Source organism: Streptomyces hyderabadensis, assembly GCF_020404845.1.
GTDB classification, from domain to species: Bacteria; Actinomycetota; Actinomycetes; order Streptomycetales; family Streptomycetaceae; genus Streptomyces; species Streptomyces hyderabadensis.
In genome coordinates this window covers 1-23,914 of record NZ_JAIOJZ010000082.1, presented here as the reverse complement: position 1 = coordinate 23,914, position 23,914 = coordinate 1, and the positions used below count along the sequence as shown (strand labels likewise).

The following is a 23,914-nucleotide window of genomic DNA, read 5'->3' as shown; positions in this document are numbered from 1 at the left end:
GGGCCGGCCCGCACCGGGCTCCTGCACGCCGACCCGCACCCCGGCAGCTTCAGGCTGCTGCCCGGGGGGCCCGCGGGCGTGGCGGACTGACGCCGGGGACGACCAGGGGCACGACGGACGACCGCCCGTACACCACCAGCCGGTGTACGGGCGGTCGTCCGTCCACGGCCACCGCGGTGTGCGCGGACGAAGCCGGGGCATCCGGAGTCCGGGAGGGGAGGTCCACATGAACGCACGTGTGCTGGCACGCACCGGCCGAGGCCACGCCCGGCGGGCCGCGAACGGATCGGTGGCCGAGGGGGCCGCCCGGGCGGGGCTCACCGCGCGCGGCGTCATCTACCTGCTGGTCGGCATCCTGGCCCTGCGGATCGCCTTCGGCAGCGGGGACCGGCAGGCGGACCGGGGCGGCGCCCTGGCCGAGCTGTCGGACCGGCCCTTCGGCGCGGTACTGCTGTGGGCGCTGGGCGCCGGACTCGCCGGAATGGCCCTGTGGCGGCTGTCCGAGGCGCTCTTCGGAGTCACCGGCAAGGACGGCCGTACGGCCAGGAAGCGGCTGCCCGCCGCCGCCCGCTGCGTCTTCTACGCGTTCGTCGCCTACTCCGTACTGGCCTTCGCCGCCGGAGCGGGCGGCAGCGGCTCCAGCGACCGGCAGTCCCGGGACGTCACGGCCCGGGTGATGGAGATGCCCGTCGGCCGGTGGCTCGTGGGCGCGGCCGGGGCAGCGATCGTCGTCGCCGGCGTGGTGATCGGCGTCCAGGCGCTGCGCCGCACCTATCGCAAGAAGTTGAAGCTCGCAGGGATGGACCACCGGGCCCGGCTGCTGGTCGACGTCACCGGCGTCGGCGGCGGCACGGCCCGCGGCATCGTGTTCGCGGCAGCGGGGGCCTTCGCCGTACGGGCCGCTGTCGACTACGCGCCCGACCGGGCGAAGGGGCTGGACGACACCCTCCGCTCCTTCGCCGACACCTCCCTCGGTCCCTGGCTGCTGGCCTGTGTCGCCGCGGGCCTGGTGCTGTTCGGCGTCTTCTCCTTCGCCCTCGCCCGCTGGCGGAGGGTCTGAGACATCCGGCACGGGGAACACGGGGCGAATGAACGAACACGAGATTCCTCCGCCGGACGGACGTCCCGTGGACGTCTACCTCGACCTCCTGCGCGTGCGCATGGCCAACGACGACTACCAGCTGCTGCTCAGCGTGGTGGAACCGGTCCTCCAGGCGATCGACGAGCAGCAGATGCCGACCATCGACTTCTCGCTGGACGGGGACAGCACCGAGGCGCTGCCCCAGGAGATCAGGGACGAGGCCGCACTCGTCATCGCCACCGCCGTCACCGGCCGTCTCGACAACGAGGTCGTCGAGATCAGCACCGACGAGACCGGCCCCGTCCGGGTCGTCACCGACGCGGCCACCGCCTCCGACCCCGAGCGGCTCGGCGAGATCGCCGACTACCTCAAGGAACGCCACCTGCAGAACGAGGAACTGCGCGGCATCGCCGAGGCGAGCGGTCTGCCCAGCGACTTCTGACCCCGGCCGCCCGGTCGGGCCCCGTCAGCGCTGCGGCGCCCTGACGGAAACCCCCAGCGGCCGGGCGAGGCCGACCACCGCCTCGTCCAGCCGCTCCAGGTGGCGCAGCACCCGGCCCGTGATGCGGCCGTAGCGCGGCACCCCGGCGGCGTCCGGCTCCAGCAGCGAGGCGATGCTCGGCCCGGTCTCCACCTGCGTCCCCGTGTCGCCGTCCTCCACGTGGGCGGCGATCGCCTCGATGTTGCGCACCGTGCGCCGCACCGCGCCGCGCAGCCGCGGGTCCGCCGCGATCGACGGATGGGTGGGCAGCAGCTCGGCCGTCGCCGCCAGCGACCGCGCGTGATAGGCACAGGTCTCCAGCAGCGCCACCACGTACTGGGCGGTGTCGCGCCGGGCCCGCAACGGCGTGATCGGATGCGTCAGCGGCTGGGTCGCGGCCCGCAGGTCGCCCAGCGCCTGGTCCAGCTCCCGCGCGGTGTCCAGCAGGTCGGCCTCCGGACCGCCGCTGAGCTGGTCGACGGCGCCCTCCGTCACATCGGTGAGCCGCTCCAGCACCGTGCCGAGGAGTTCGTTCGTACGCCGGTCGGTGCGTATCGGCAGCACCAGCGCCGCCGCCACGATCCCGCAGGCCGCGCCGAGCGCCGTCTCCTCCACCCGCAGCAGCAGCACCGACAGGCTGTAGGTGTGCAGCAGCGTGTACAGCAGTCCGAGCATCGCGGTGACGAAGAACGACATCAGCGTGTAGGACAGCGGCGCCGTGTAGAACATCGCGAAGATCAGCACCAGCACCAGGGCGAACGCCGTCCAGGTGTGGTTGCCCACCAGACCGGCCAGCACGATGCCCGCCACCACGCCCAGCACCGTGCCGAGCAGCCTGCGGTAGCCCTTGACCAGGATCTCCCCGGTGGAGGCGGTGTTGATGAAGACGATCCAGCAGGTGAGCACCGCCCAGTACCAGCGCTGCGAGGACAGGAACTCCCCGCCGACGATCGCCAGCGAGGACCCCACCGCCACCTGCACCGCGGCGCGCGTGGTGGGCCGCCGCAGCCCGGTCTGCTCCTCCTCCTCGGCCGCCTCCTCGCCGGCGTCGATGGCCGCGTCCTCGGCGTCCAGCTCCTCCCGGGAACGGGCGGTGGCCGGTGAGTCGTCGGACTCGTCCTGCGGTCCGTCCAGCGCGATCCTGAGGCCCATGACCGCGCGTGCCGTCTCGCCGATGCCGCGGAACACGTCCTGGACGGCCGCGGTCGCCTCGGGCAGGTTCTCCTCGTCGCGGTAGCCGAGCAGCCGGTTGCGCAGGTGGGACAGCGCCGTGCCGCGTGCCTCCGCGGGCGGCCGCAGCACCAGGGTGCGCAGCGCCGTGAGATCGCGGCGCAGTGTCTCGGTGGCCTCGCCGGGCGCGGGGGAGCGGCCCACCGCGGGGGCCGGGGCACCCGGCAGATGCAGCGTGAGGGTGTCCGCCCGTTCGGCGCTGCGCGCGGTCAGCAGCAGCAGCCCCAGGCGCTCGGCGGCGATCTCGGCGTCCGCGATGCGCCGCTGCACCAGGCGGGCCGTGGACGCGTCGGGCGTGCCCTCGTCCAGCCGGGACTGGATCATCAGGGCCGTCTCGTGCAGGCGGGCGGTGCCGTCCCGCAGACGCTCCAGCGTCTTGTCGATGTCGTCGGGACCGGCGTCCAGCAGGTCGAGCTGCGTGGCGATCAGCTGGGCCAGCCGGGCCCGGAAAGCCTGCCGCAACAGCCCCAGGATGCGCGCCGGCGTCGCCGGGACCACCCCGAAGCGCACCACCGCGCTGGACGCGAACGCCACGGCGACCGCGGCCCACAGCCCCGGCAGCCCGGACACCTTCGCGCCGACGAACAGCGACACGAAGTAGACCTGGAAGCCGATCAGACCGAGCGCCGTGCCCCGGTCGCCGAACCGGCGGACGAAGACCGCCGAGAAGATCAGGACGACGAAGAAGGCGTCACCGACCACGACCCACGAAGCGAGCAGCGTGCTCAGCGAGACCGAGGCCAGGGCGACCGGCAGGCCCAGTGCCAGCGTGACGGCCTGCGGGCCCGGTTCCTTCTCCCGGATGGCGAAGGTGGCGACCATCGCCGCCATGGCACCGGCCACCAGATGCTTGACGTCCACGCCGAACAGGGCGAGCACACCCAGCGTCAGCGCGATGGCGCCCACCGTCCGCAGCCCCGCCGTCAGCCGCAACAGCCCCGGGTCGGACGCGGCGACGCGGTCGCGCAGCCGTGTCCGCGCCGAGCGTCCCGCTGCCTTCACGCCGCCGTACACTCTCCCGATTCACAGCCGGCCCTCACAGCCGGTTCCAGCCATGTCCCGGCCGGTTCACGCCGAGATCCACTTCTCAGCATGTCATGCCCCGGCCCGCTCCGGGCCGCGGGGGCGGCCGGGCGGACCGGAGGTCACGGCTTCGCCCGGTCCGCCTCGGCGACCCGCTCCCGCACCTGCTCCGGAGTCAGATAGGCGTCGGTGTACTCGAAGTCCTTGAGCTTGGCGGGCTTGCGGGCCTGGAAGCCGGTGCGGACGAAATCGTCGCCGGCGACCGCGTTGAGCGCCCAGTTGGCCGCGACCCGGGCCTTGGCCACGCCCGTGCGCAGCGCCGACCAGTGGTAGCCGCGGGCCACCGCCTGCGCGGGCAGGCCCGTCAGTTCCACCCCGAGGGGCTTGGAGACCGCGTCGGTGCCGCCGAGGTCGACGACGAGACCCAGGTCCTTGTGCACGTACGGCCGCATCGGCTGGTTGCGCAGGGTGGCGATCAGGTTCTCGGCGACGTGCCGGCCCTGCCGCATCGCGTGCTGGGCGGTGGGCGGGCAGACGGCGCCCTCCTGACCCTTGGCCAGGTCGGGCACGGCCGCGGAGTCGCCGAGCGCGAACACCCCGTCGTGGTCCGGCAGGCACATCTCGGCGGTGACCGCGAGGCGTCCCTTGACCGTCTCCGCGCCCAGCGTCGCGATCAGCGGGCTCGCCACCACGCCCGCCGTCCAGATCAGCGTGCGGGTGGGCACCACCCGGCCGTCCGTGAAGGTGACCTCCTCGGGCGCGGCCTTGGCGATGGAGACACCCAGCGAGATGTCGATGCCGCGCCGGGTGAGGATCCGCTGCGCGTCGCGGCCGAGCTTCTCGCCCAGCTCCGGCATCAGCTTCGGCGCGATGTCGATCAGGTGCCACTTGATCAGCGCCGGGTCCAACCGGGTGTAGCGCTTGACGGCCGCGTGCGTCAGCCGCTGCAGACAGGCGGCCGTCTCGGTGCCCGCGTAGCCGCCGCCCACCACCACGAACTGCAGCCGGGAGGCGCGCTCCACCGGATCCTGGCTGGCGTCGGCGAGGTCCAGCTGGGAGATGACGTGGTCCCGGATGTAGGCGGCCTCCGCCAGCGTCTTCATGCCGAACGCGTGGTCGGTGAGCCCCGGGATGTCGAAGGTGCGGGTGATGCTGCCCGGCGCCAGCACGATGTAGTCGTAGGGCTCGTTGACGATCCGGTCGGTGATGGTGCGCACCACGCAGACCTTCGCCTTGAGGTCCACTCCGATGGCGCCGCCCGGGATGATCCGGGTCCGGTACTTGCTGCTGCGGCGCAGGGAGAGCGCGATCGACTGGGGGGTGAGCACCCCGGCGGCGACGTGCGGCAGCAGCGGCAGGTAGAGCTGGTAGGAGAACGGTGTCACCAAGGTGATCTCGGCCTCGTTCGGCGAGAGCCTGCGTTCCAGCCGACGGACGCACTCCACGCCGGCGAAACCTGCGCCGACCACCAGGATCCTGGGTCGTGTCACGGTGTTCATCCCTTTCTGCGGCTCCGGGGCGGTCTGCCGCGGACGCCATTCGCCTGCCCGAGGATCGCCGCTTCGCACCTCGCCCATCCCACCGCGCCCGCCGCGGCCCGGCCAGCCGGGCGGGGCAGGCAGGCGACGCGTCCTGATCACCACCATGCCCCGCCCGGCCCCGGAACGCACCGGGCGGGAGCGAACCGCGGAGAACTTTTCCCCGGGATCAGTCCGTACCGCGCAGGTGACACAGCAGCAGGCACACGTCGTCGTCGCGTTCCGAGTCGCTGAGCATCGGCCGCAGGATGCCGTCCGCCGAACCCTCCAGGTCGGCGTCCAGCTGCGCCGCGCCGAACGACCCGAGCGCGTCCGCCAGCCGCGCGATGCCCGGGTCTATGCCGCGGGCGCGGCGTTCCACCAGACCGTCCGTGTACAGGGCGAGCGTCGAACCGGGCGCCATGGGCACCGTGTGGTCCGCGATCTCCTGCCGCAGCGGGATGCCGAGCATCGCCCCGGGTTTGTCGTCCAGGGTGCGCACCCGCCCGTCCGGGGTACGCAGCACCGGCGGCGGATGACCGGCCGCCGCCCACGTCACCGTCGGGTCGTCGGGGTGGAAGCGCGCGATGACCGCGGTGGCGAACAGGTCGGGCTGGAGGTGGTGCAGGAAGGTGTGCAGCCGGGTCAGCAGCTGCCCGGGGCTGCCGCCGTCGACGGCGTAGGCGCGCAGGGCGGTGCGCAGCTGACTCATCATCACCGCGGCCCGCAGCCCGTGCCCGGTGACGTCCCCGACCACGGCGATGACACCGCCGTCGGGCTGCCGGAAGGCGTCGTACCAGTCGCCGCCGATGTTCAGCCCGTGGGTGGCCGGCAGGTAGCGCGCGGCCAGGGAGAGCCCGGGCGGCGCCGGCAACTCGGTCAGCAGGGCCCGCTGGAGCGTCTCGGCGATGTCGCGGTTGTGCTGGTAGCGCTGGGCGTGGTCGATCGCGATGCTGGCCCGCCGGGTCAGCTCGACCAGCATCACGGCGTCGTCCGCGTCCCAGCGCTCCCCGGGCGGGGACAGGGTGACCACTCCCAGGGGCGCCTGCCGGGTCGGCAGCGGGATGCACAGCAGGGGCCGGTCCGGCGCCAGTGCCGAGGGCGGCTGGTCGTCGACGCCGGGCAGCCCACCCGGGTGCGGGGCGGCGTACTGCGGGCGCCCGGTGCGGGCGGCGACCACCGCGGCGGCCGCGTGCGCCGGTCCCGGCCGGTCGCCGTCCTGGTCGAACAGCCAGACGTCGACACTCGCCGCGTACTCGGGCACCAGCAGCTCCGGCAGCCGGCGCACGATCTCGTGATGGTCGAGCGACGCCGTCAGCACCGCGCTCGCGTCCGCCAGGAACGTCAGCCGGCGCCGGGCGTTCTCGGCCTCCGTACGGGCCTTGCGCTCGGCCGCGAACGCCTCGCGCTGGGCCCGTCCGGCGGCGTCCAGTTCGGCGTGCAGCGCCACCACGCCCTGGTTCGTCTGCTGCAGTTCCTCCCGGTGGAACTCGACCAGACCCTCCTGCTCGGTGAGCCGCTCCAGCACCAGCGCCGTGTCCTCGTCGGCGCCCAGCAGGGCCTGTGCGAGCAACGCCGGATCGTCCGCGGCCGCGTCGGAGCCGACGTCCAGGTCCGCCACCGCGTCGGGGCACGGCACGGTGACCCGCCACGGCGGCTGCCCGGCGGCAGCGGCCCCGGGCGACGGCGTCACCACGGCGTGCAGCACGCTCTCCTGGGCCCCCGGCACGGTGCGCGAGGCGGTGCCCGTCTCCAGCGTGAGCCGCCAGGTGCCGCCCTTGGTCAGGCACAGCCGCAGCTGGGCGCCGAGCGAGGCCGTCAGCCGCGCGCGCTCCACGGGCGGCACCCCGAAGGCGGCGGCCAGGCGCGCGGTGGCGATGCGCGCCCGGGCCGCGTCGGTGACGTCGGTGATCTGCCAGGTGCGGGTCATGGGCCGTCCGGCGGGGTCGGGGCCAGCACGGCGACGGCGGTGTCGTCCCGTACGGGCCGGGCCGGGCTGCTGGCGTCACGGATCGTGACGGCGGCGGTCACCGCCGGGTCGGCCGCAATGCGGCACGTGTCGGAGGTCGGCGACCACCGGCTCGGCAGGCCGTCGCTGTGCAGGACCAGCACCCGGTCGTCCGCCCAGGGCACCTCCTCCTCGCGCAGCGTGCTGGGCCGGTGGGTGCCGACGATGCCGGGCCGCGACACCAGGTGCCGCCAGGCGCCGCCCTCGCACAGCCGCGCCCCGATGTTGCCGACACCGGTGAAGCGGAGCACCGCGGCCCGCGTGTCGACCTGGGCCACCGCCACGGCCGCCCCGCGGGTGCCGGACAGCGCCCGGTCGAGCCGCCGCACCGCCTCGGCCGGCGGCAGGTGCGGCGCGGCGCGCAGCGCCTCCACGGCGGCGCCCGAGGCCCGGGCGGCCTCGGGACCGTGCCCGAGACCGTCGGCCAGCATCAGCGTGACGAGGTCGCCGTCCCGGACCCAGGCCCAGGCGTCACCCGAGTACTCCGCACCGCCGAACGGGACGTTGACCGCACCGGCCCGCACCCGGCCCGCCGGACCGGTGTCGGCGACGCGGGCCCCGGGTACGCCGACCCGGGCGACCACGACCGTGCCCCGGCCGGGGACGCTGTGCAGGTCGAAGTCCTCGGCGAGGCGCGCACAGGTGCCCAGACCCGCGCCGAGGGAGCCCGTGGTGGTGAAGCCGTCGCGCAGCGCGGCGGACACGTCGGCGATGCCGGGCCCGTGGTCGACCGTGGCGATCTGCACCCGCGGCGAGTGCTGCGCGCCGGCCGCGAGGACCGTCGGGGCGACCACGTCGACGATCACCCGGCCGCCCCCGGCGTGCTTGAGCAGGTTGGTGGCCAGCTCGGTCGCCACCAGCGCCGCCGTCGAGGTCCGCTGCTCGTCGAGACCGGCCAGGGCCGCCGCGTGCTCCGCGGCCACCCTGGCGTCGCGCACCCGGGTGGAGTCGTGCACCGGGACGTCCCACACGCGGGGCATCAGGACTCCTCACGCGGGCGCGGCGGCCGGCCCACCCAGGACGTCACCCGCACGGTCGTCCCGGAGCCCGGGGCGCTCTCGATCCCGAACTCGTGCACCAGGCGCCGTGCGCCCCCGAGCCCCATGCCGAGCCCGTCGCCGGACGTGAAGCCGTCGCTGAGGGCCTGTTCCAGGTCCGGGATGCCCGGTCCCTCGTCCTTGAAGGTCAGCCGCAGCCCGTGCGTGGTCCCCTCGACGAGCTGCTCCGTGTCCATGGTGCCGCCACCGCCGTACACGAGCGTGTTGCGGGCCAGCTCACTGGCCGCGGTGACCAGTTTCGTCTGGTCCACCAGACCGAAGCCGAGCTGGGCGGCCGCCTGCCGCACGTGTTGTCGCACCCACACCAGATCCATGTCCGAACGGATCGGCAGGCGGGCCTGGGAGCCCGCGGCAGTGTGCATCACAAACGCTCCTGGCCGAGGCCGCCGAAACGGGACGAGGGGGCCTGCTGCGCGAGGACCTCCATGGCCACCTCGGTACTGAGCGCGGTGTGCACGCCCGGCAGCGTCAGGCCCAGCTCCACCAGGGTGATGGCGACCGCCGGCCGCATGCCGACCAGCACGGTCCGCGCGGCCAGCAGGCCGGTCTGCCCGGCGATCTCGGCCAGGATCCGGCCGAGGAAGGAGTCCACGATCTCCACCCCGGAGACGTCGATGACCACGCCGGTCGCGCCGCTGCGCACAATGGTCTCGGCGAGGTCCTCCTGGAGCTGCTGCGCCGTGCTGTCGTGCAGATCCCCCTGGAGGGTGACCAGGAGGACCTCACCGAGCCGCAGCACCGGAACATGCCCCGTCACCTGAGCCCCGTGGGGCCCGGGCCATGCCTCGCTCACCGCGCTACCGCACCGTTCGCGCCGGGGGTCACGATGCCGACCCCGAGCTGGTGCAGCACGTACCCCAGCGCGTCGGCGAGGCTCGCCCGGGTGACCACCGTGCCCAGGTCGAGACCCAGGTGGACCATGGTCTGGGCGATCGCGGGCCGGATGCCCGAGACGATGCACTCGGCGCCCATCAGCCGGGCCGCCGCGACCGTCTTCATCAGGTGCTGGGCCACCAGCGAGTCGACGGTCGGCACGCCGGTGATGTCCAGGATCGCGTAGCGCGCCTGCTGCTCCACGATGGACTCCAGCAGGGTCTCCATCACCACCTGGCTGCGCGCGCTGTCCAGCGTGCCGATCAGGGGCACGGCCACGATGCCGTCCCACAGCTTGATGACCGGGGTGGCCACTTCGAGCAGCTGCAGCCGCTGGCGGTCGATGAGCGCCTGGCCCTCGCTGAGCGCGGTCTGCATCACCACGACCCGCAGCGTGCCCATCAGCACGGTCAGCGTGCTGACACAGTCCCGCACGTGCTCGGCCGACGCGTCCTCGGGCAGGTCGGCCACCAGCAGGTTCTCGACGGGCGGACGCAGCGCGGCCAGCTCGCTCGACACCTGCGCGGTGCTCAGCCCGGAACGCGAGCGGGCCGCGCCCATCCGCGCCAACTGCTCGCGCACCGCCGTGAAGCCGGCGGCGTCCGGGTCCTCGACCCGGGCCGCGTCCGCGACCTGCGCCAGCGCGTCCACGACGGCCTTGCCCGCCTCCACCGCCTCGTCGCGGGACACGGTGAACACGGCCCGGAACAGGGGCTCGTCCGCCCACCGCTGGGCGATCTGCTCACGGCGGCGCCGCAGCAAGTCCCTGACCTCACGCGTCGGCACTCCCGCCGTTCCCTCCGCCTGTTCCGGCACCTGTCCCACTCCTCATCCGCGTAGCGCCGCACCCCACCCGCACGGGGTGACGTGCCGGCGACGTGACCCAGCCGGTCGACAACTCTAACCACCCGCCGACCTGCCGCGTCACCTGCTTCCGCAGGACCGGTCCGGAGGGGACGCGGGCGCGGGACGGTTCAGGCGTCGGGCACCCGCGGACCGTCCGGCAGAGCGTCGACGCGGGCGAGTGCCTCCTCGACGCTCTGCGAGACCGGCACCGTGATGCTCACCCCGGTCAGGTCCAGGACGCGCAGCACCGCCGGGGCCGGCGAGATGATGTGCACGCTGCCCGGCAGCTCGCGCACCTCCTGGTAGACCCGCAGGATGATGTTCATGCCGGACGAGTCCATGAACGGAACCGCCGACAGGTCCAGCAGGAAGTGCCGGCGGCCGTGGTGGAGCTGGTTGGCCAGATGGTGCTGGAACTCGGTTGCGGTGTCGACGTCCAGGTACCCCTCCACCTTGAGCAGCACGACGTCCTCCCGCTCCAGCGTCACCTCGACGGACAGCGGGTTGTGGGCTATGGGCACGTGTACCTCCAACAACGCGGCGGCGCGGCGGACCTCCGTGTGGCCCGCCGCGCCCGCCGGATACCCCTGAAACCCGCCTCCACACCTGCCGCGCCGGAGCCGGTTCGCGCCCCCGCCTTTGCGCTGTGCGTCACCCCACCCGGATGCCCACCAGACACGTGTCGTCGTCGGTGTCCGACCTGCTGTAGGTGAGCAGCCGGTCCAGGTGCTGGTCCAGGGTGTTCGGCGTCGGGCGCACGGTGCTCAGCAACTGGGCCAGCGCCTCCTCCACCGGCCGGTCACGGCGTTCGATCAGACCGTCGGTGTACATCAGCAGGGTGTCCCCGGCGGCCAGCTGGGCCTCGGCCTCCTCGTACGCGGCCTCCGCCACCGCCCCCAGCAGCATGCCCCGCACCATCGGCAGCGGCTGCGCCCCCGGGCCCCGGACCAGCACCGGCGGCAGATGGCCCGCCCTGGCCCAGCGCAGCGTCCGCCGGACCGGGTCGTACAGGCCGCACACCGCCGTGGCGGTGACCCCTCCCGTCAGATGGTGGGCCACGATGTTGAGCCAGGACAGCAGCTGTCCGGGACCGGCCCCGGTCACCGCCAGCCCGCGCAGCGCGTTGCGCAGCACCACCATGCTGGTCGCCGCCTCTATCCCGTGCCCGGAGACGTCCCCCACACACAGCAGCACGAGACCGCTCGGCAGCATCACCGCGTCGTACCAGTCGCCGCCCACCAGCTGCTCCGTCTCCGCGGGCCGGTAGCGGACGGCCACCTGGAGGTCCGGCACCCGCAGGGGCGTCTGGGCGGGCGGCATGATCGCGTGCTGCAGCTGCAGGGTGAGCCGGGCCCGCTCGACGGCCTGCTGCTCGGTGTGCGCCAGCTGGTCCCGGGTCGCGGCGAGCGCCACCTCCGTCCAGTGCTGGGCCGAGATGTCCTGGCAGGCACCCCGGACCAGGAGCAGCCGGTCGTCGGTGTCCAGGACCGGCTCGGCCACCACCCGCACATGCCGGGTCACCCCGTCGGGCCGCCGCAGCCGGAACGCCGCCGACGCCGGCCGCCGGTGGTGCAGCAGCGTGCGCAGGAACCGCCCGATGGCGACGGCGTCGTCCGGGTGGGCATGGGCGGCCAGCTCCTCCAGCGGCACCGGAGTGCTCGTGTGCGGGCGCCCGTACAGGTCGAACAGCTGCCCGTTCCAGGTGATCTCGCCGGTCAGCAGGTTCTCCTCGAAACCGCCGATGCGGCCGAGCCGCTGGGCGTGCTGCAGGAGACTGGCCAGCCGGGCGGTCTCGTCCTCGATGCGCCAGATGAGCAGCACGGCGTTGCCGTGCCGGCTGACGCTGATGTCCGCCACCGCCGACAGCGGCACCTGGTCCACCAGGGCGGTGAGGTTCATGTGCCGGGCCCGGAACGGCTCGCCGGTGGCGTACACGCGCTCCACGTTCCGGAACAGCTCGCTGTCCCCGGCGGCCATCGGGTAGGCCTCCAGCAGCAGCGCGCCGCCCACCACGGCACGCGGCCGTCCGGCCGGATCCATGAAGCGCTTGTTCACGTGCTGGATGCGGAAGTCCGCCAGCTGCCCGGCCGCGTCCAGGTGCGGCACCAGCACCAGGGCGGGATCGTGCAGCCCGTCGGCCAGGTCCATCAGCTCCACCGCGTCCGGGACGACCCGCGGGTCCTGCCCGGGGCCGCGCGGCGGCGTGTACGACTCCAGGGTGTGCGCGCACAGCTCCGCCAGCGCCTCCACCTGACGGACCACCTGGGGCGGCTGCGGGGGCAGCGGCACCGGCCAGGCGATCTCCAGCACCCCGTGGACGCGTCCCCCGGTACCGGCGGGCACCGCGGCCCGGCCGCCGTCCGGGAACTGGTGCCGGCCCACACTGGGCGGCCCCGGTTCGGCGAGGGACGCGAACCACTGCCCGGAGCGCTCGGTCAGGGCGCGCCGGGCCACCGTCGCCACGTCCGGCGGCACGTACCGCCAGCGGGCCGCCTCGGCCGGCGCGAATCCGGCGCTGCCCACCAGGGTGAGCGACCCGTCGTACCCGGCCGCCCAGATGGCCACCGCCACCGCGCCCAGCGGGCGCAGCGCCTGCTCCAGCAGCGCGTCGGCGACGGCCTGGGTGTCGTCCGCGGCCAGCGCGCCGCTCTCGGCCGCCCGCAGGCGTACGGCGGCGGACTCGGCGGCCGCCTGGCCTGCCGCCCCGGCTCCTGCGGCGCCCTGGCCGTCCGGGTCCTCGTCCGGGCCCGCGGTGCGTACCGCGGCGGTGGCCGCGAGGAAAGCGTCCGTCACCTCCGACACCCGGTCCCGGGCGGCCTGGTTGATGACGTCGACCGCGAACTCCAGCGGTGTCACCTGGGACTGCCCGGCCAGTTCGGCGAGCTGCCGGGCGGCCTCGGCCGGACCGCAGCCGAGCCGTGCGACCAGCACGCCCTTGGCCAGCTCGATCAGCGCCCGGCCCTCGGCCTCCGCCTGGGCGTCCCGCACCTCGCGGCTGAGCCGGTCCACCGTGGCCGCCAGCCGCCCGACGGGGGACAGCGGCGTCATGCCCACCGCGTCGGACGTGTGCCGCCGGACCTCCCGGCCCGGCTCGCCGGACTGCTCGGAGGCGCTCATGCGGGCAGCCACCGCCGGACACAGGCGATCAGATCCTGGGTGTCGACGGGTTTGGTGACGTAGTCGCTGGCGCCCGCGGCGAGGCTCTTCTCCCGGTCGCCCGGCATCGCCTTCGCCGTGACCGCGATGATCGGCAGCTCGGCGTACCCCGGCATGCGGCGGATCTCGGCCGTCGCCGTGTAGCCGTCCATCTCCGGCATCATCACGTCCATCAGGACCAGCGCGACCTCCGGGTGGTCCACCAGGGTCTCGATGCCCCGGCGGCCGTTCTCCGCGTGCAGTACCCGGAAGCCGTGCAGCTCCAGGATCCCGCTGAGCGCGAACAGGTTGCGCGCGTCGTCGTCGACGACGAGGACGGTGCGCCCGGCGGGCGGATCCTGGCCGGCCCGCGGGTCCGGGCGCGGCGCCTCCTCCGGCCGCACCAGGGACAGCACGTCCCCGGGTTCCTCGGCGGCCAGGTGCAGGGCGATGCGCTCGCGCAGCTCGTCGAGGCTGGAGAGGAACTCCAGCGTCCCGCCGGTCGCGCCCGAGCGCAGGTCCTCCTCCACGGCGGCGTCCGCGCGGTGCCCGCTGTGCACGAGCACCGGCACGCTCGCCAGCGCCGAGTCGCCCCCCAGCGCGTGCAGGAAGCGGGACGCCTCGCCGTCCGGCATGCCCAGCTCCAGCACGACGCAGTGGCACGGTTCGGCCGCCAGCGCGCCGGCCGCCTCCTCGGCACCCACGGCCGTGATCACGTCGAGCGGGGGCCGGTCGCCCGCGTCGTCCCGCCCGTGCGTCAGATCGGCGACCACGCTCTCCGCGACCAGGGTCAGCAGACCGCGCGGGCGCTCCTCCACCACCAGCAGGCGCCGCGGCCGCCGCCGGTGGCCGCCGGTCAGCTCGGCCACCGGCCCCGGACGGTCCAGGACGGCGGCGGCCGCGTCGGCCGCAAGGTGCTCCGGGCCGCGGGCCGGCAGGTCCTCGAAGTCGGGCCGGGCCACCGGCAGGTACAGCGTGAAGGTGCTGCCCCGGTCGGGCGTGCTGTCCACCGTGACCGCGCCGCCCAGCAGCTGGGCGATCTCCCGGGTGATGGACAGGCCGAGCCCGGTGCCGCCGTACTTGCGGCTCGTCGTGCCGTCCGCCTGCTGGAAGGCGCCGAAGATCGACTCCAGGTTCTGCTCGGGGATGCCGATGCCGGTGTCCTTCACCCGGAAGGCGACCACGGGACCGCCCCGGAGCACCGCCCTGGGCACCTCGTCGTCCGGCGCCGGTTCGACGGTCAGCTCCACGCCGCCCCGTTCGGTGAACTTCACCGCGTTGGACAGCAGGTTGCGCAGCACCTGCCGCAGCCGGGAGTCGTCGGTCAGCAGGTCCGCCGGGGCCCCCGGGGCCGTGGTGACCGTGAACTCCAGGCCCTTCTGGCTCGTCATGGGCCGGAAGGTCGCCTCGACGTACTCGATGAGCTGGCGCAGCGTCACCCGCTCGGGGGAGACGTCCATCTTCCCCGCCTCGACCTTCGACAGGTCCAGGATGTCGTTGATCAGCTGCAGCAGGTCCGAGCCGGCCGAGTGGATGATGCCCGCGTACTCCACCTGCTTCGGGGTGAGGTTGCGCGAGGGGTTCTGGGCGAGCAGCTGGGCCAGGATGAGCAGGCTGTTGAGCGGGGTGCGCAGCTCGTGGCTCATGTTGGCCAGGAACTCCGACTTGTACTTCGAGGCCAGCGACAGCTGCTGGGCGCGGGCCTCCAGCTCCTGCCGGGCCTGCTCGATCTGCAGGTTCTTCGCCTCGATGTCCCGGTTCTGTGCCGCGAGCAGGGACGCCTTGTCCTCCAGCTCGGCGTTGGAGTGCTGCAGCTCCTCCTGCTGGGTCTGCAGCTCCGCGGAGCGGGCCTGCAGCTCGGCGGTCAGCCGCTGCGACTCGGCGAGGAGTTCGTCGGTACGGGCGTTGGCCACGATCGTGTTGACGTTGACGCCGATGGTCTCCATCAGCATCTCCAGGAAGTCCTGGTTGATCTGGGTGAAGGGGGCGACCGAGGCGAGTTCGATGACCCCGAGGACCTGTCCCTCGACCACGATGGGCAGCAGCACCAGCGCGGCCGGCACCACCTCGCCGAGCCCGGAGGAGACGGTCAGGTAGCCCGGCGGCAGCTCGTTCACCATGATGGTGCGCCGGCTGCGGGCGGCCTGGCCGACCAGGGTGCGGCCGAAGGCGATGCGGGTGGGCCGGCTGGTGTCCTGCGGGTAGCCGTAGGAGCCGACGAGCCGCAGCTCGGGGCCGGTGTCGCCGTCCTCGGCCAGGTAGAAGGCGCCGTACTGGGCCGACACCAGCGGCACCAGCTCGTCCATGATCAGCTCGGCGACCACGGGCAGGTCGCGGTGGCCCTGCATCAGGCCGGAGATGCGGGCGAGGTTGGTCTTGAGCCAGTCCTGCTCCTGGTTGGCCCGCGTGGTCTCGCGCAGGGACTCCACCATGGCGTTGATGTTGTCTCCCAGCTCGGCGACCTCGCCCGACGCCTCCACGGTGACCGAGCGGGTCAGGTCGCCCTCGGCGACCGCGGAGGTGACCTCGGCGATCGCGCGGACCTGCCGGGTGAGGTTGCCGGCCAGTTCGTTGACGTTCTCCGTGAGGCGCTTCCAGGTGCCGGAGACGCCCTCCACCTCGGCCTGGCCGCCGAGCCGGCCCTCGGTGCCGACCTCGCGGGCCACCCGGGTGACCTCGTTGGCGAAGGCGGAGAGCTGGTCGACCATCGTGTTGATCGTCGTCTTGAGTTCGAGGATCTCGCCGCGCGCGTCGACGTCGATCTTCTTCGACAGGTCGCCCCGGGCCACCGCGGTCGTCACCAGGGCGATGTTGCGCACCTGGTTGGTGAGGTTGTTGGCCATCGAGTTGACGTTGTCGGTGAGGTCCTTCCAGGTGCCGGCGACGTTCGGCACGTTCGCCTGGCCGCCCAGGCGCCCGTCGGTGCCGACCTCGCGGGCGACCCGGGTGACCTCGTCGGCGAACGCCGACAGCGTGTCGACCATGGTGTTGATGACGTCGGCCAGCGCCGCGACCTCGCCCTCGGCGTCGACGGTGATCCGCTGCGACAGGTCGCCGCGGGCCACCGCGGTGGCCACCTGGGCGATGGAGCGCACCTGGCCGGTCAGGTTGGACGCCATCACGTTGACGTTGTCGGTGAGGTCCTTCCAGGTGCCCGACACGCCCCGCACCCGGGCCTGCCCGCCCAGGTTCCCGGCCGTGCCGACCTCACGGGCGACCCGCGTGACCTCGTCGGCGAAGGCGGAGAGCTGGTCGACCATGGTGTTGATGGTGTTCTTCAGCTCCAGGATCTCGCCGCGGGCGTCCACGGTGATCTTCTGGGAGAGGTCGCCCTTGGCCACCGCGGTGGCCACCTGGGCGACGTTGCGGACCTGGTTGGTCAGGTTGCCCGCCATGAAGTTCACCGAGTCGGTGAGGTCGCGCCAGGTGCCCCGGACGCCCTGGACGTCGGCCTGCCCGCCGAGCCGTCCGTCGGTGCCGACCTCGCGGGCGACGCGGGTGACCTCGTCGGCGAAGGCGGAGAGCTGGTCGACCATGGTGTTGATGGTGTTCTTCAGCTCCAGGATCTCGCCGCGGGCGTCCACGTCGATCTTCTGGGAGAGGTCCCCCCTGGCGACCGCCGTGGCCACCTGCGCGATGTCACGGACCTGGGTGGTGAGGTTGCCCGCCATGGCGTTGACCGAGTCCGTCAGGTCGGCCCAGGTCCCCGAGACCCCCGGCACCCGCGCCTGCCCGCCGAGGGCACCCTCCGTGCCCACCTCGCGGGAGACCCGGGTGACCTCGGAGGTGAACACGGACAACTGGTCCACCATGCCGTTGAAGACCTTGGCGATGTCGCCCATCAGCCCGTCCGCGTCGTCCGGCAGACGGGTCCCGAAGTCGCCGTCCCGCACGGCCGTCAGGCCCGCCAGGAGACGGCGCAACTCCTGATCGCCCGGAACCGCCTCGACGGATCCCGTGCTGTCGCTGGTCATGCGTACCCTCGTTCCGCTCCCCGGGGGCCCTCGTGGCGAGGACCCACCACCCCCTGCCGGACCGTTCGGGCGGTCCGGCCTCCCGTGTCCGCGTTCGCGCAGCTCACGGAATCCCCCAGCAGAAAAATACGCCAGAGGCTAACCCAGGTGCCCGGCGCGGACAAAGCGATGTGTCAGCCGGACGAACGCCGCCCCCCGCACGGGTCACCCGGGAGCGGGCGCCCCCGGCCGCGCCCCGGCCGGCGTCCCGCTGCCGCGCGGGGCCCGGCGGGCCGAATGCGGTGGCCGCGGGCGGGTATCCGCTGCTGTGAGGCCGGTCCGGCCCGTCGCGTCAGGCCGGCCCGGCGGCCGCCGCGGGAGAGCCCCGCGGCCCGACCGGACCGGACGCAGGCACGCGGAAACCGGGGACACCACTGACATGGAACCAGCTGACCGGACCACCACGACCGCCGCGGCCACCACGGCCCCGCCCCATCCCGCGCCGTTCGCCGTACCGGCGCCCGGCGCCGGGGCGGGCGCGGCGGCCGCACGGGCGTACGCGGAGTCCGTGGCCCGGACGGTGTGGGGCGGTCCCGGCCGCGAGGTGCGCGAGGAGGACGTCGTCGACCTGCTGCTCGTGGTCTCGGAACTGGTGACCAACGCGATCCGGCACGGCGACGGGCTGGCCGGTTTCGAGGCCCGGCCCACCGAGGAGGGCCTGTGGATCGCCGTCCACGACCACAGCGCGGTGGTGCCCCGGGCCGCCCACGCGTTTCCCGCCACCCACCCCGGTGGCGGCTACGGCTGGCCGCTGGTCGCCCGCCTCGCCCGGGACATCGCCGTCGACCCGCGTCCGGGAGGCGGCAAGACGATCAGCGCGCTGGTGCCGCTGCGCGTCGCGGACGCCGAATGACCGGCGCCGGTCACCAGGGCAGGAAGACGTGGATGTCCTTGCCCCGCTCCCCGGTGACGACGCTCACCTGGTCGGACAGGGTGTGGATCAGGTGCCAGCCGATACCGCCGCCGCCCTTGCTCGGACGGAAGGGGCGCGGCGCGGGCTCCGTGGTGCTGGTGTCGTGCATCACGACGTGCACACCGTCGAAGGTACGGCGCAGCCGCAGCTGGAACGGCCCCGGAGCGTACTGCACGGCGTTCGCCGCCAGCTCCGTGACGACGAGGAGGATGTCGTCCCAGTGCTCGGGCGCCGCGGGCGGCGCCGCACGGGCGAGGTCGTAGAGGAACTCCTCCGCGACCAGCCGCGCACCGGTCACGTTGTGCAGCTCCCCGGCGAAGCTGGCGGTGCGGTTCGTGATCTCCTCGGAAGCCAGTGTCCTGTCCCAACGCGACTCGGCTGCCATTGCGCCTTCCCGGCCCGGCACCGGCCGGGCACCTTCCCTTCTCCTGCGGTTCCCCTTCGTTGGTAAGTTCCCGTGCCGGCCCAACCTAGTCGCGCCGGTGAGCCGGTCCGACGGCGGGACAGGCCTGCGATCAGCGCAGGAACACGTTGTCCGGGTCCTCCCAGCCCACGGGCTCCTGCGGCGGCCGTGCCCGCCGGCAGTGCGAGCGTGCCTCGTACATCGCGTCGATCTCCAGCGCGTAGGTCCGTACGATCTCGTCGCGGCGGAGCTTCATCGACGGGGTGAGCAGTCCCCCCGCCACGTCGAAGAGGTCGGGCAGGACGCGGAAGACCCTGATGGACTCCGAGCGCGACACCGTGCTGTTCGCCGCGGCCACCGCCCGCGCGATCTCCTCCCGCAGCGCGTTCTCCTCGCGTGCCTCCCGGGCCGGTGCGTCGCCGGGCAGGGCCAGGGACGCCCGCCAGTGCGTCAGAAACTCCGGGTCCAGCGTGATCAGCGCACCGACGCAGGGCCGGTTGTCGCCGACCAGCACCGCCTGGTGGACCAGCGGATGCATCCGCAGCCGCTGCTCCAGGGCGGCCGGGGCCACGCTCTTGCCGCCGCTGGTGATGATGACGTCCTTCTTGCGGCCGGTGATCGCCAGGTAGTTCTCGTCGTCCAGGTGCCCGAGGTCACCGGTGGCCAGCCAGCCGCCGCGCAGCACCTCGCGGGTGGCGGCCTCGTCACCGACGTACCCCTGGAACAGCGACGGCCCGCGCACCAGGATCTCCCCGTCGTCGGCCACCCGGATCTCCACGCCCGGCAGCGGCTGCCCGACGGTGCCCGACTTCTCCCGGCCCAGCGGCTGCATGGTCAGTCCGCCGCTGGTCTCGGTCAGACCGTAGCCGTCGTGCACGTAGACGCCCATGCCCTCGTAGAAGAGGGACAGCTCGCGGCTGAGCGGTGAGCCGCCGGACGTCGCCCGGCCCACCCGGCCGCCCAGCGCCGCGCGCAGCCGCCGGTACACCGTCCGCTCGTACAGGGCGTGCTGGAGGCGCAGGTCCAGACCGGGCCCCGCTCCCCGGCCGAGGCGCCGGCGCTCCAGCGCGGCGGCGAAGTCGCGCGCCGTGGCCGCCGCCCGCTCGAACAGGGCACCGTGTCCCGACTGCTGGGCCGCGCGCAGGAAGTTCTTGTAGATCTTCTCCAGGACCGAGGGGACCGCGTACAGATACGTCGGCCGGAAGGAACGCAGGGCCGAGGAGAGCGCCTCCGTGGTCATCACGGGCTCGTGCGCCATCAGCAGCCCGCCCCTCACGCACAGGCTCTGGATCATCAGCCCGTACACGTGCGAGAAGGGGAGGTAGGCGAGGACCGCGCCCTGCTCTCCCGGCGGCGCCACCGTGTGGCCCCAGCCCGCGAGCAGCGTGTCGCACGGGGCGGCCAGACCGCGGTGGCTCAGCGCGCAGCCCAGGGCGCGGCCGGAGGTGCCGGAGGTGTAGGCCACCACCGCCGTGGAGTCCGGCAGCACGATGCGGCGCATGGAGTCGACCGTGGTGAACGGGAGGAACTCGCCCCGCGCCACCAGCGTGTCCAGCGCGCCCGCGTCCAGCTGCCACACATGGCGCAGCGCGGGCAGCGAGGCGCACACCGAGCCGACCGTCATCACGCTCTGCTCGTCCTCGACCAGCACGCCCACGCAGCCCGCGTCCCGCAGGATCCACTCGACCTGGTCGCGCGAGGAGGTCGGGTAGATCGGCACCACCTCGGCGCCCACCGTCCACAGGGCGTAGCTGAAGACCGTCCACTCGTACCGGGTGCGGGCCAGGATCGCCACCCGGTCGCCGGGCGAGATCCCGCTCGCGATCAGGCCCTTCGCCAGGTCGACGACCTCGTCGCGGAACTCCACGGCCGTCACCTCGTCCCAGACCGCCGAACCGGGGCCGCGCCGCCGGGCGAGCATCGGCAGGGTCGGGGTGCGGGCGGCCGTGTCGAACAGGCTGTCGGCGAGACCGCCGGTCAGCGGCGGGACGGCCCGGGGAGCGAGTGCGGTCTCGCGCATGCGCCGGCTCCTGACGTGTACGGACGGTGACGCCGCCGACGAACACCGTGGTCGGCGGTGCTGGGAGGCTAGCCCAGCCGCAGGCGGCGGGGGGCCGGGAACGCGGAAGTGTTCCCACCCGGTGATCCGGCCGGATCGGGGGACTCGGGGGGACATGACGTACGTGAATCCCGATCCCGAACCCCGGCTCAGCACCGGCCTGGAACCCGGCGGCGGCGTGCCGCCCGGGGAGACCCCGCCGGCGGAGAGCAGCATGCCCGAGGCAGGCCCCCAGGACCTGCTCAGCAATCCGGCCAAGGGCTGGAGCAAGGGGCCGATGGTCCTGATCCTCGCGGTCGTGCTGATCTTCGCGGTGGGTCTCCTGGGCTACGCCCTGGCCCTGATCTTCTGAGGTCTCAGGCCGCCTGGGTGCGGCGCACGCACGCGGCGACGACCTCCCGCAGGCTGCCCGTGCGCTCCAGCAGCTCGCGCTGCACGCGGGCGCCGTTGCCGTGCCGCAGCAGTGCCTCGACCCCCTCGTGCACCCGCTCCAGGTCGCCCGCGGCCGCGAGGGCCTGCCCGGCGTGCTCCAGCAGGGCCCGCACCACCGTCTCGGCCGGCATCCGCCGCATCGTCGCCGGGTGGAGCAGCTCACCGGTCAGCCCGGACCTGGCGGCCCGCCAGGCCGCGAGGCGGAGCAGGCTCACACTGTCCTCGGCCGGTTCCGTGCCCCGGCGCCACTCCTGTGCGGCCGTGTCGACCAGCGCGCGGGCGAGTGCGGCCAGGACGACGGCCGTGGAGGCGTCCAGGCAGACGTCCGCGACCCGGAACTCGACCGTCGGGTACCGCGGCGAGAGCCGGACGTCGAAGTAGACCATGCCGTCGTCGAGGATCGTCCCGGTGGCGAGCATGGCCGCGACCCGGCGGTGGTAGCGCTCCGCCGAGCCGAACAGCTCCGTGGGACCCGCCGACGGCCAGCGCTGCCACACCCGGCTGCGGTAGCTGCTGTAGGAGGAGTCCCGCCCCTGCCAGAACGGCGAGTTCGCGCTCAGCGCGGCCAGCACCGGCAGCCAGGGCCGCACCCGGTCGATCACCGCGACGCCCTCCTCGTCGGAGCCGACCGAGACGTGCACGTGGCAGCCCAGGACCAGCTGCTCGTGGACCACCACGCCGTACTGCTCGGCCATCCACTCGTAGCGCCGGTTCACGCCGATGGAGGGCGTCACCGGCAGCGGCGAGGTGGCGAGCGCGGCCACGGCGCACCCGATGCCCCCGGCGTGCCGGCCGGCTTCCTCGCGGCAGCGGACGATCTCCGCGTGCAGCCGCTCCATGTCCGCCTGCGGATGCGTGGCGAACTCGAGCATCTGCTCGTGCAGCTCCTTCTCGAACACCTCCTGACCGGAGTCGTCCAGGAAGGCCCGGGCGAGCACGGCGGCGGACAGCGCCCGCGGCTCACCGGTCGCGGGATCGACCAGGAGGAGTTCCTCCTCCACTCCGACGGTGCGCACGTGGTGCCGCCTTTCTGTGGGCCGGTGCCAACGACCGACTGCCCCGGACAGCCGGTCGGACACCTGGTCGGCTCACAGGACGGACGGCACCAGCCACACCGTCGCCAGCGGAGGCAGCGTGATCCGGATGCTCCCGTCCTCCGGCTTCACCGGGCCCGGGTTGGCCACACCGCTGCCGCCGTACACCTCGGCGTCGGTGTTGAGCACCTCCTGCCAGGCGACGGCCTCGTCGCCGACGGCGAGCCCGTACCCGTGCCGCACGACCGGCGAGAAGTTCGACACCGCCAGCAGCGGGGTGCCGTCCGCGGAGTACCGCAGGAACGCGAAGACGTTGTCCTCGGCCGCGTCCACCGACACCCACCGGAACCCGGCCGGGTCGGTGTCGCGCTGCCACAGCGCCGGAGTGCGCGCATAGCGGGTGTTCAGCTCCCGGACCAGGTCCCGCACCCCGCGGTGGTCGCCCGCCGAGTGGTACCCCTCGTCAAGGAGCCACCACTCGGGTCCCTGCTTCTCCGACCACTCCGCGCCCTGCGCGAACTCCTGCCCCATGAAGAGGAGCTGCTTGCCCGGGTGCGCCCACATGAAGCCCAGGTAGGCACGGACGTTCGCGCGCCGCTGCCACCAGTCGCCCGGCATCTTCGACACCAGCGCCTGCTTGCCGTGCACCACCTCGTCGTGGGAGATCGGCAGCACGTAGTTCTCGCTGTAGGCGTACACCATCGAGAACGTCATCTCGTGGTGGTGGTACTTGCGGTGCACCGGCTCGTGGGCGACGTACTCCAGCGAGTCGTGCATCCAGCCCATGTTCCACTTCAGGCCGAAGCCCAGCCCGCCGGTGTCGGTCGGCCGGGTCACCCCGCCCCACGCGGTCGACTCCTCCGCGATGGTGACCACGCCGGGGCAGCGCCGGTAGACGGTCGCGTTCATCTCCTGGAGGAAGGCCATGGCCGCCAGGTCCTCCCGGCCGCCGTACTGGTTGGGCTCCCACTGGCCGGAGTCGCGCGAGTAGTCCAGGTACAGCATCGAGGCGACCGCGTCCACCCGCAGCCCGTCGATGTGGAACTCCTCGCACCAGTACACGGCGTTGGCCACCAGGAAGTTGCGCACCTCGGTCCGCGCGAAGTCGAAGGTGTACGTCCCCCAGTCCGGGTGGGTCGCCCGCCGCTCGTCCCCGGGCTCGTACAGCGGGTCCCCGTCGAAGCGGGCCAGCGCCCAGTCGTCCTTCGGGAAGTGCGCCGGCACCCAGTCCATGATCACGCCGATCCCGGCCCGGTGCAGCGCGTCGACCAGGTACCGGAAGTCGTCGGGCGAGCCCAGGCGCGCGGTCGGCGCGTAGAAGCCGGTGACCTGGTAGCCCCAGGACGGCCCGTAGGGGTGCTCGGCGACCGGCATCAGCTCCACGTGGGTGAAGCCCAGGTCCTTCACGTACGCGGGCAGCTCCTCGGCCAGTTCGCGGTAGGTGAGGCCGGGCCGCCAGGACGCCAGGTGCACCTCGTACACCGAGAACGGCGCCTCGTGCACGGGCGTGTCGGCGCGGGTCCGCATCCACTGCGCGTCCCCCCACTCGTAGCGCGAGGCGGTCACCACGGACGCGGTGTTCGGCGGCGCCTCGGCCGCGCGGGCCATCGGGTCGGCCTTGAGGAACCGGTGCCCGTAGCGGGAGTGGATCTCGAACTTGTACCGGGTGCCCTCGCCGACGCCCGGCAGGAACAGCTCCCACACGCCGGACGAGCCGAGCGAACGCATCGGGAACGCCGTGCCGTCCCAGTGCGTGAAGTCGGCGGCGACCCTGACGCCCTGGGCGTTGGGCGCCCACACCGTGAACC

Annotated in this window: 18 protein-coding genes; 4 read left to right on the top strand and 14 right to left on the bottom strand. The window is 73.6% G+C overall.

Going from position 1 to position 23,914, the window contains the following annotated elements:
• Positions 1–226: 226 nt before the first annotated feature.
• Positions 227–1,060: a DUF1206 domain-containing protein gene (locus K7854_RS34880; RefSeq protein ID WP_226030562.1), complete on the top strand. Its 834-nt coding sequence runs from the start codon at positions 227–229 to the stop codon at positions 1,058–1,060.
• Between the two features lie 28 nt (positions 1,061–1,088).
• On the top strand, positions 1,089–1,523 hold the full coding sequence (locus K7854_RS34875; RefSeq protein ID WP_226030561.1) for a hypothetical protein: 435 nt from the start codon (positions 1,089–1,091) through the stop codon (positions 1,521–1,523).
• 24 nt (positions 1,524–1,547) lie between these two features.
• Here the strand turns inward: K7854_RS34875 and K7854_RS34870 are convergent, their stop codons facing one another.
• From K7854_RS34870 to K7854_RS34825, 10 genes are all read right to left on the bottom strand, one after another.
• On the bottom strand, positions 1,548–3,794 hold the full coding sequence (locus K7854_RS34870) for an FUSC family protein (RefSeq protein ID WP_226030560.1): 2,247 nt from the start codon (positions 3,792–3,794) through the stop codon (positions 1,548–1,550).
• Between the two features lie 143 nt (positions 3,795–3,937).
• Entirely contained in the window at positions 3,938–5,314 is a 1,377-nt protein-coding gene (locus K7854_RS34865; protein WP_226030559.1) for an NAD(P)/FAD-dependent oxidoreductase, read from the bottom strand.
• 208 nt (positions 5,315–5,522) lie between these two features.
• Positions 5,523–7,262 carry a PP2C family protein-serine/threonine phosphatase gene (locus K7854_RS34860; protein ID WP_226030558.1) on the bottom strand — a complete coding sequence of 580 codons (1,740 nt, stop codon included), beginning with the start codon at positions 7,260–7,262 and terminating at the stop codon, positions 5,523–5,525.
• Positions 7,259–8,320: an ATP-binding SpoIIE family protein phosphatase gene (locus K7854_RS34855; protein WP_226030557.1), complete on the bottom strand. Its 1,062-nt coding sequence runs from the start codon at positions 8,318–8,320 to the stop codon at positions 7,259–7,261. The genes K7854_RS34860 and K7854_RS34855 overlap by 4 nt, the downstream gene beginning before the upstream one ends.
• Positions 8,320–8,760: an anti-sigma regulatory factor gene (locus K7854_RS34850; RefSeq protein ID WP_226030556.1), complete on the bottom strand. Its 441-nt coding sequence runs from the start codon at positions 8,758–8,760 to the stop codon at positions 8,320–8,322. The genes K7854_RS34855 and K7854_RS34850 overlap by 1 nt, the downstream gene beginning before the upstream one ends.
• Complete coding sequence (locus K7854_RS34845; RefSeq protein WP_226030555.1) at positions 8,760–9,191, bottom strand: STAS domain-containing protein; 432 nt, start codon at positions 9,189–9,191, stop codon at positions 8,760–8,762. Before K7854_RS34845 ends, K7854_RS34850 begins: the two co-directional genes overlap by 1 nt.
• Positions 9,188–10,087 carry an STAS domain-containing protein gene (locus tag K7854_RS34840; RefSeq protein ID WP_226030554.1) on the bottom strand — a complete coding sequence of 300 codons (900 nt, stop codon included), beginning with the start codon at positions 10,085–10,087 and terminating at the stop codon, positions 9,188–9,190. Before K7854_RS34840 ends, K7854_RS34845 begins: the two co-directional genes overlap by 4 nt.
• A 158-nt stretch (positions 10,088–10,245) precedes the next feature.
• Complete coding sequence (locus tag K7854_RS34835; RefSeq protein WP_226030553.1) at positions 10,246–10,638, bottom strand: STAS domain-containing protein; 393 nt, start codon at positions 10,636–10,638, stop codon at positions 10,246–10,248.
• Between the two features lie 130 nt (positions 10,639–10,768).
• Complete coding sequence (locus K7854_RS34830; protein WP_372481106.1) at positions 10,769–13,234, bottom strand: SpoIIE family protein phosphatase; 2,466 nt, start codon at positions 13,232–13,234, stop codon at positions 10,769–10,771.
• On the bottom strand, positions 13,231–17,226 hold the full coding sequence (locus K7854_RS34825; RefSeq protein ID WP_226030552.1) for a HAMP domain-containing protein: 3,996 nt from the start codon (positions 17,224–17,226) through the stop codon (positions 13,231–13,233). The genes K7854_RS34830 and K7854_RS34825 overlap by 4 nt, the downstream gene beginning before the upstream one ends.
• A gap of 418 nt (positions 17,227–17,644) precedes the next feature.
• On the opposite strand from K7854_RS34825, the gene K7854_RS34820 reads away from it, so the two are divergent.
• Positions 17,645–18,118 (top strand): ATP-binding protein, encoded by a 474-nt coding sequence (locus K7854_RS34820; RefSeq protein WP_226030551.1) that lies wholly within the window; start codon positions 17,645–17,647, stop codon positions 18,116–18,118.
• A 10-nt stretch (positions 18,119–18,128) separates the two neighbouring features.
• Here K7854_RS34820 and K7854_RS34815 read toward each other — a convergent pair whose 3' ends face one another.
• Positions 18,129–18,563: an ATP-binding protein gene (locus tag K7854_RS34815; RefSeq protein WP_226030550.1), complete on the bottom strand. Its 435-nt coding sequence runs from the start codon at positions 18,561–18,563 to the stop codon at positions 18,129–18,131.
• Positions 18,564–18,693: 130 nt separating this feature from the next.
• On the bottom strand, positions 18,694–20,601 hold the full coding sequence (locus tag K7854_RS34810) for an AMP-dependent synthetase/ligase (RefSeq protein ID WP_226030549.1): 1,908 nt from the start codon (positions 20,599–20,601) through the stop codon (positions 18,694–18,696).
• A gap of 154 nt (positions 20,602–20,755) precedes the next feature.
• Here K7854_RS34810 and K7854_RS34805 point away from each other — a divergent pair, with 154 nt between their 5' ends.
• Entirely contained in the window at positions 20,756–20,992 is a 237-nt protein-coding gene (locus tag K7854_RS34805; protein WP_226030548.1) for a DUF6480 family protein, read from the top strand.
• Between the two features lie 4 nt (positions 20,993–20,996).
• Here K7854_RS34805 and K7854_RS34800 read toward each other — a convergent pair whose 3' ends face one another.
• Both K7854_RS34800 and glgB read right to left on the bottom strand, forming a co-directional pair.
• Entirely contained in the window at positions 20,997–22,088 is a 1,092-nt protein-coding gene (locus tag K7854_RS34800) for a glutamate--cysteine ligase (RefSeq protein ID WP_226030547.1), read from the bottom strand.
• Between the two features lie 72 nt (positions 22,089–22,160).
• On the bottom strand, positions 22,161–23,914 hold a 1,754-nt coding region (gene glgB / locus K7854_RS34795), incomplete at its 5' end, for a 1,4-alpha-glucan branching protein GlgB (RefSeq protein ID WP_226030546.1).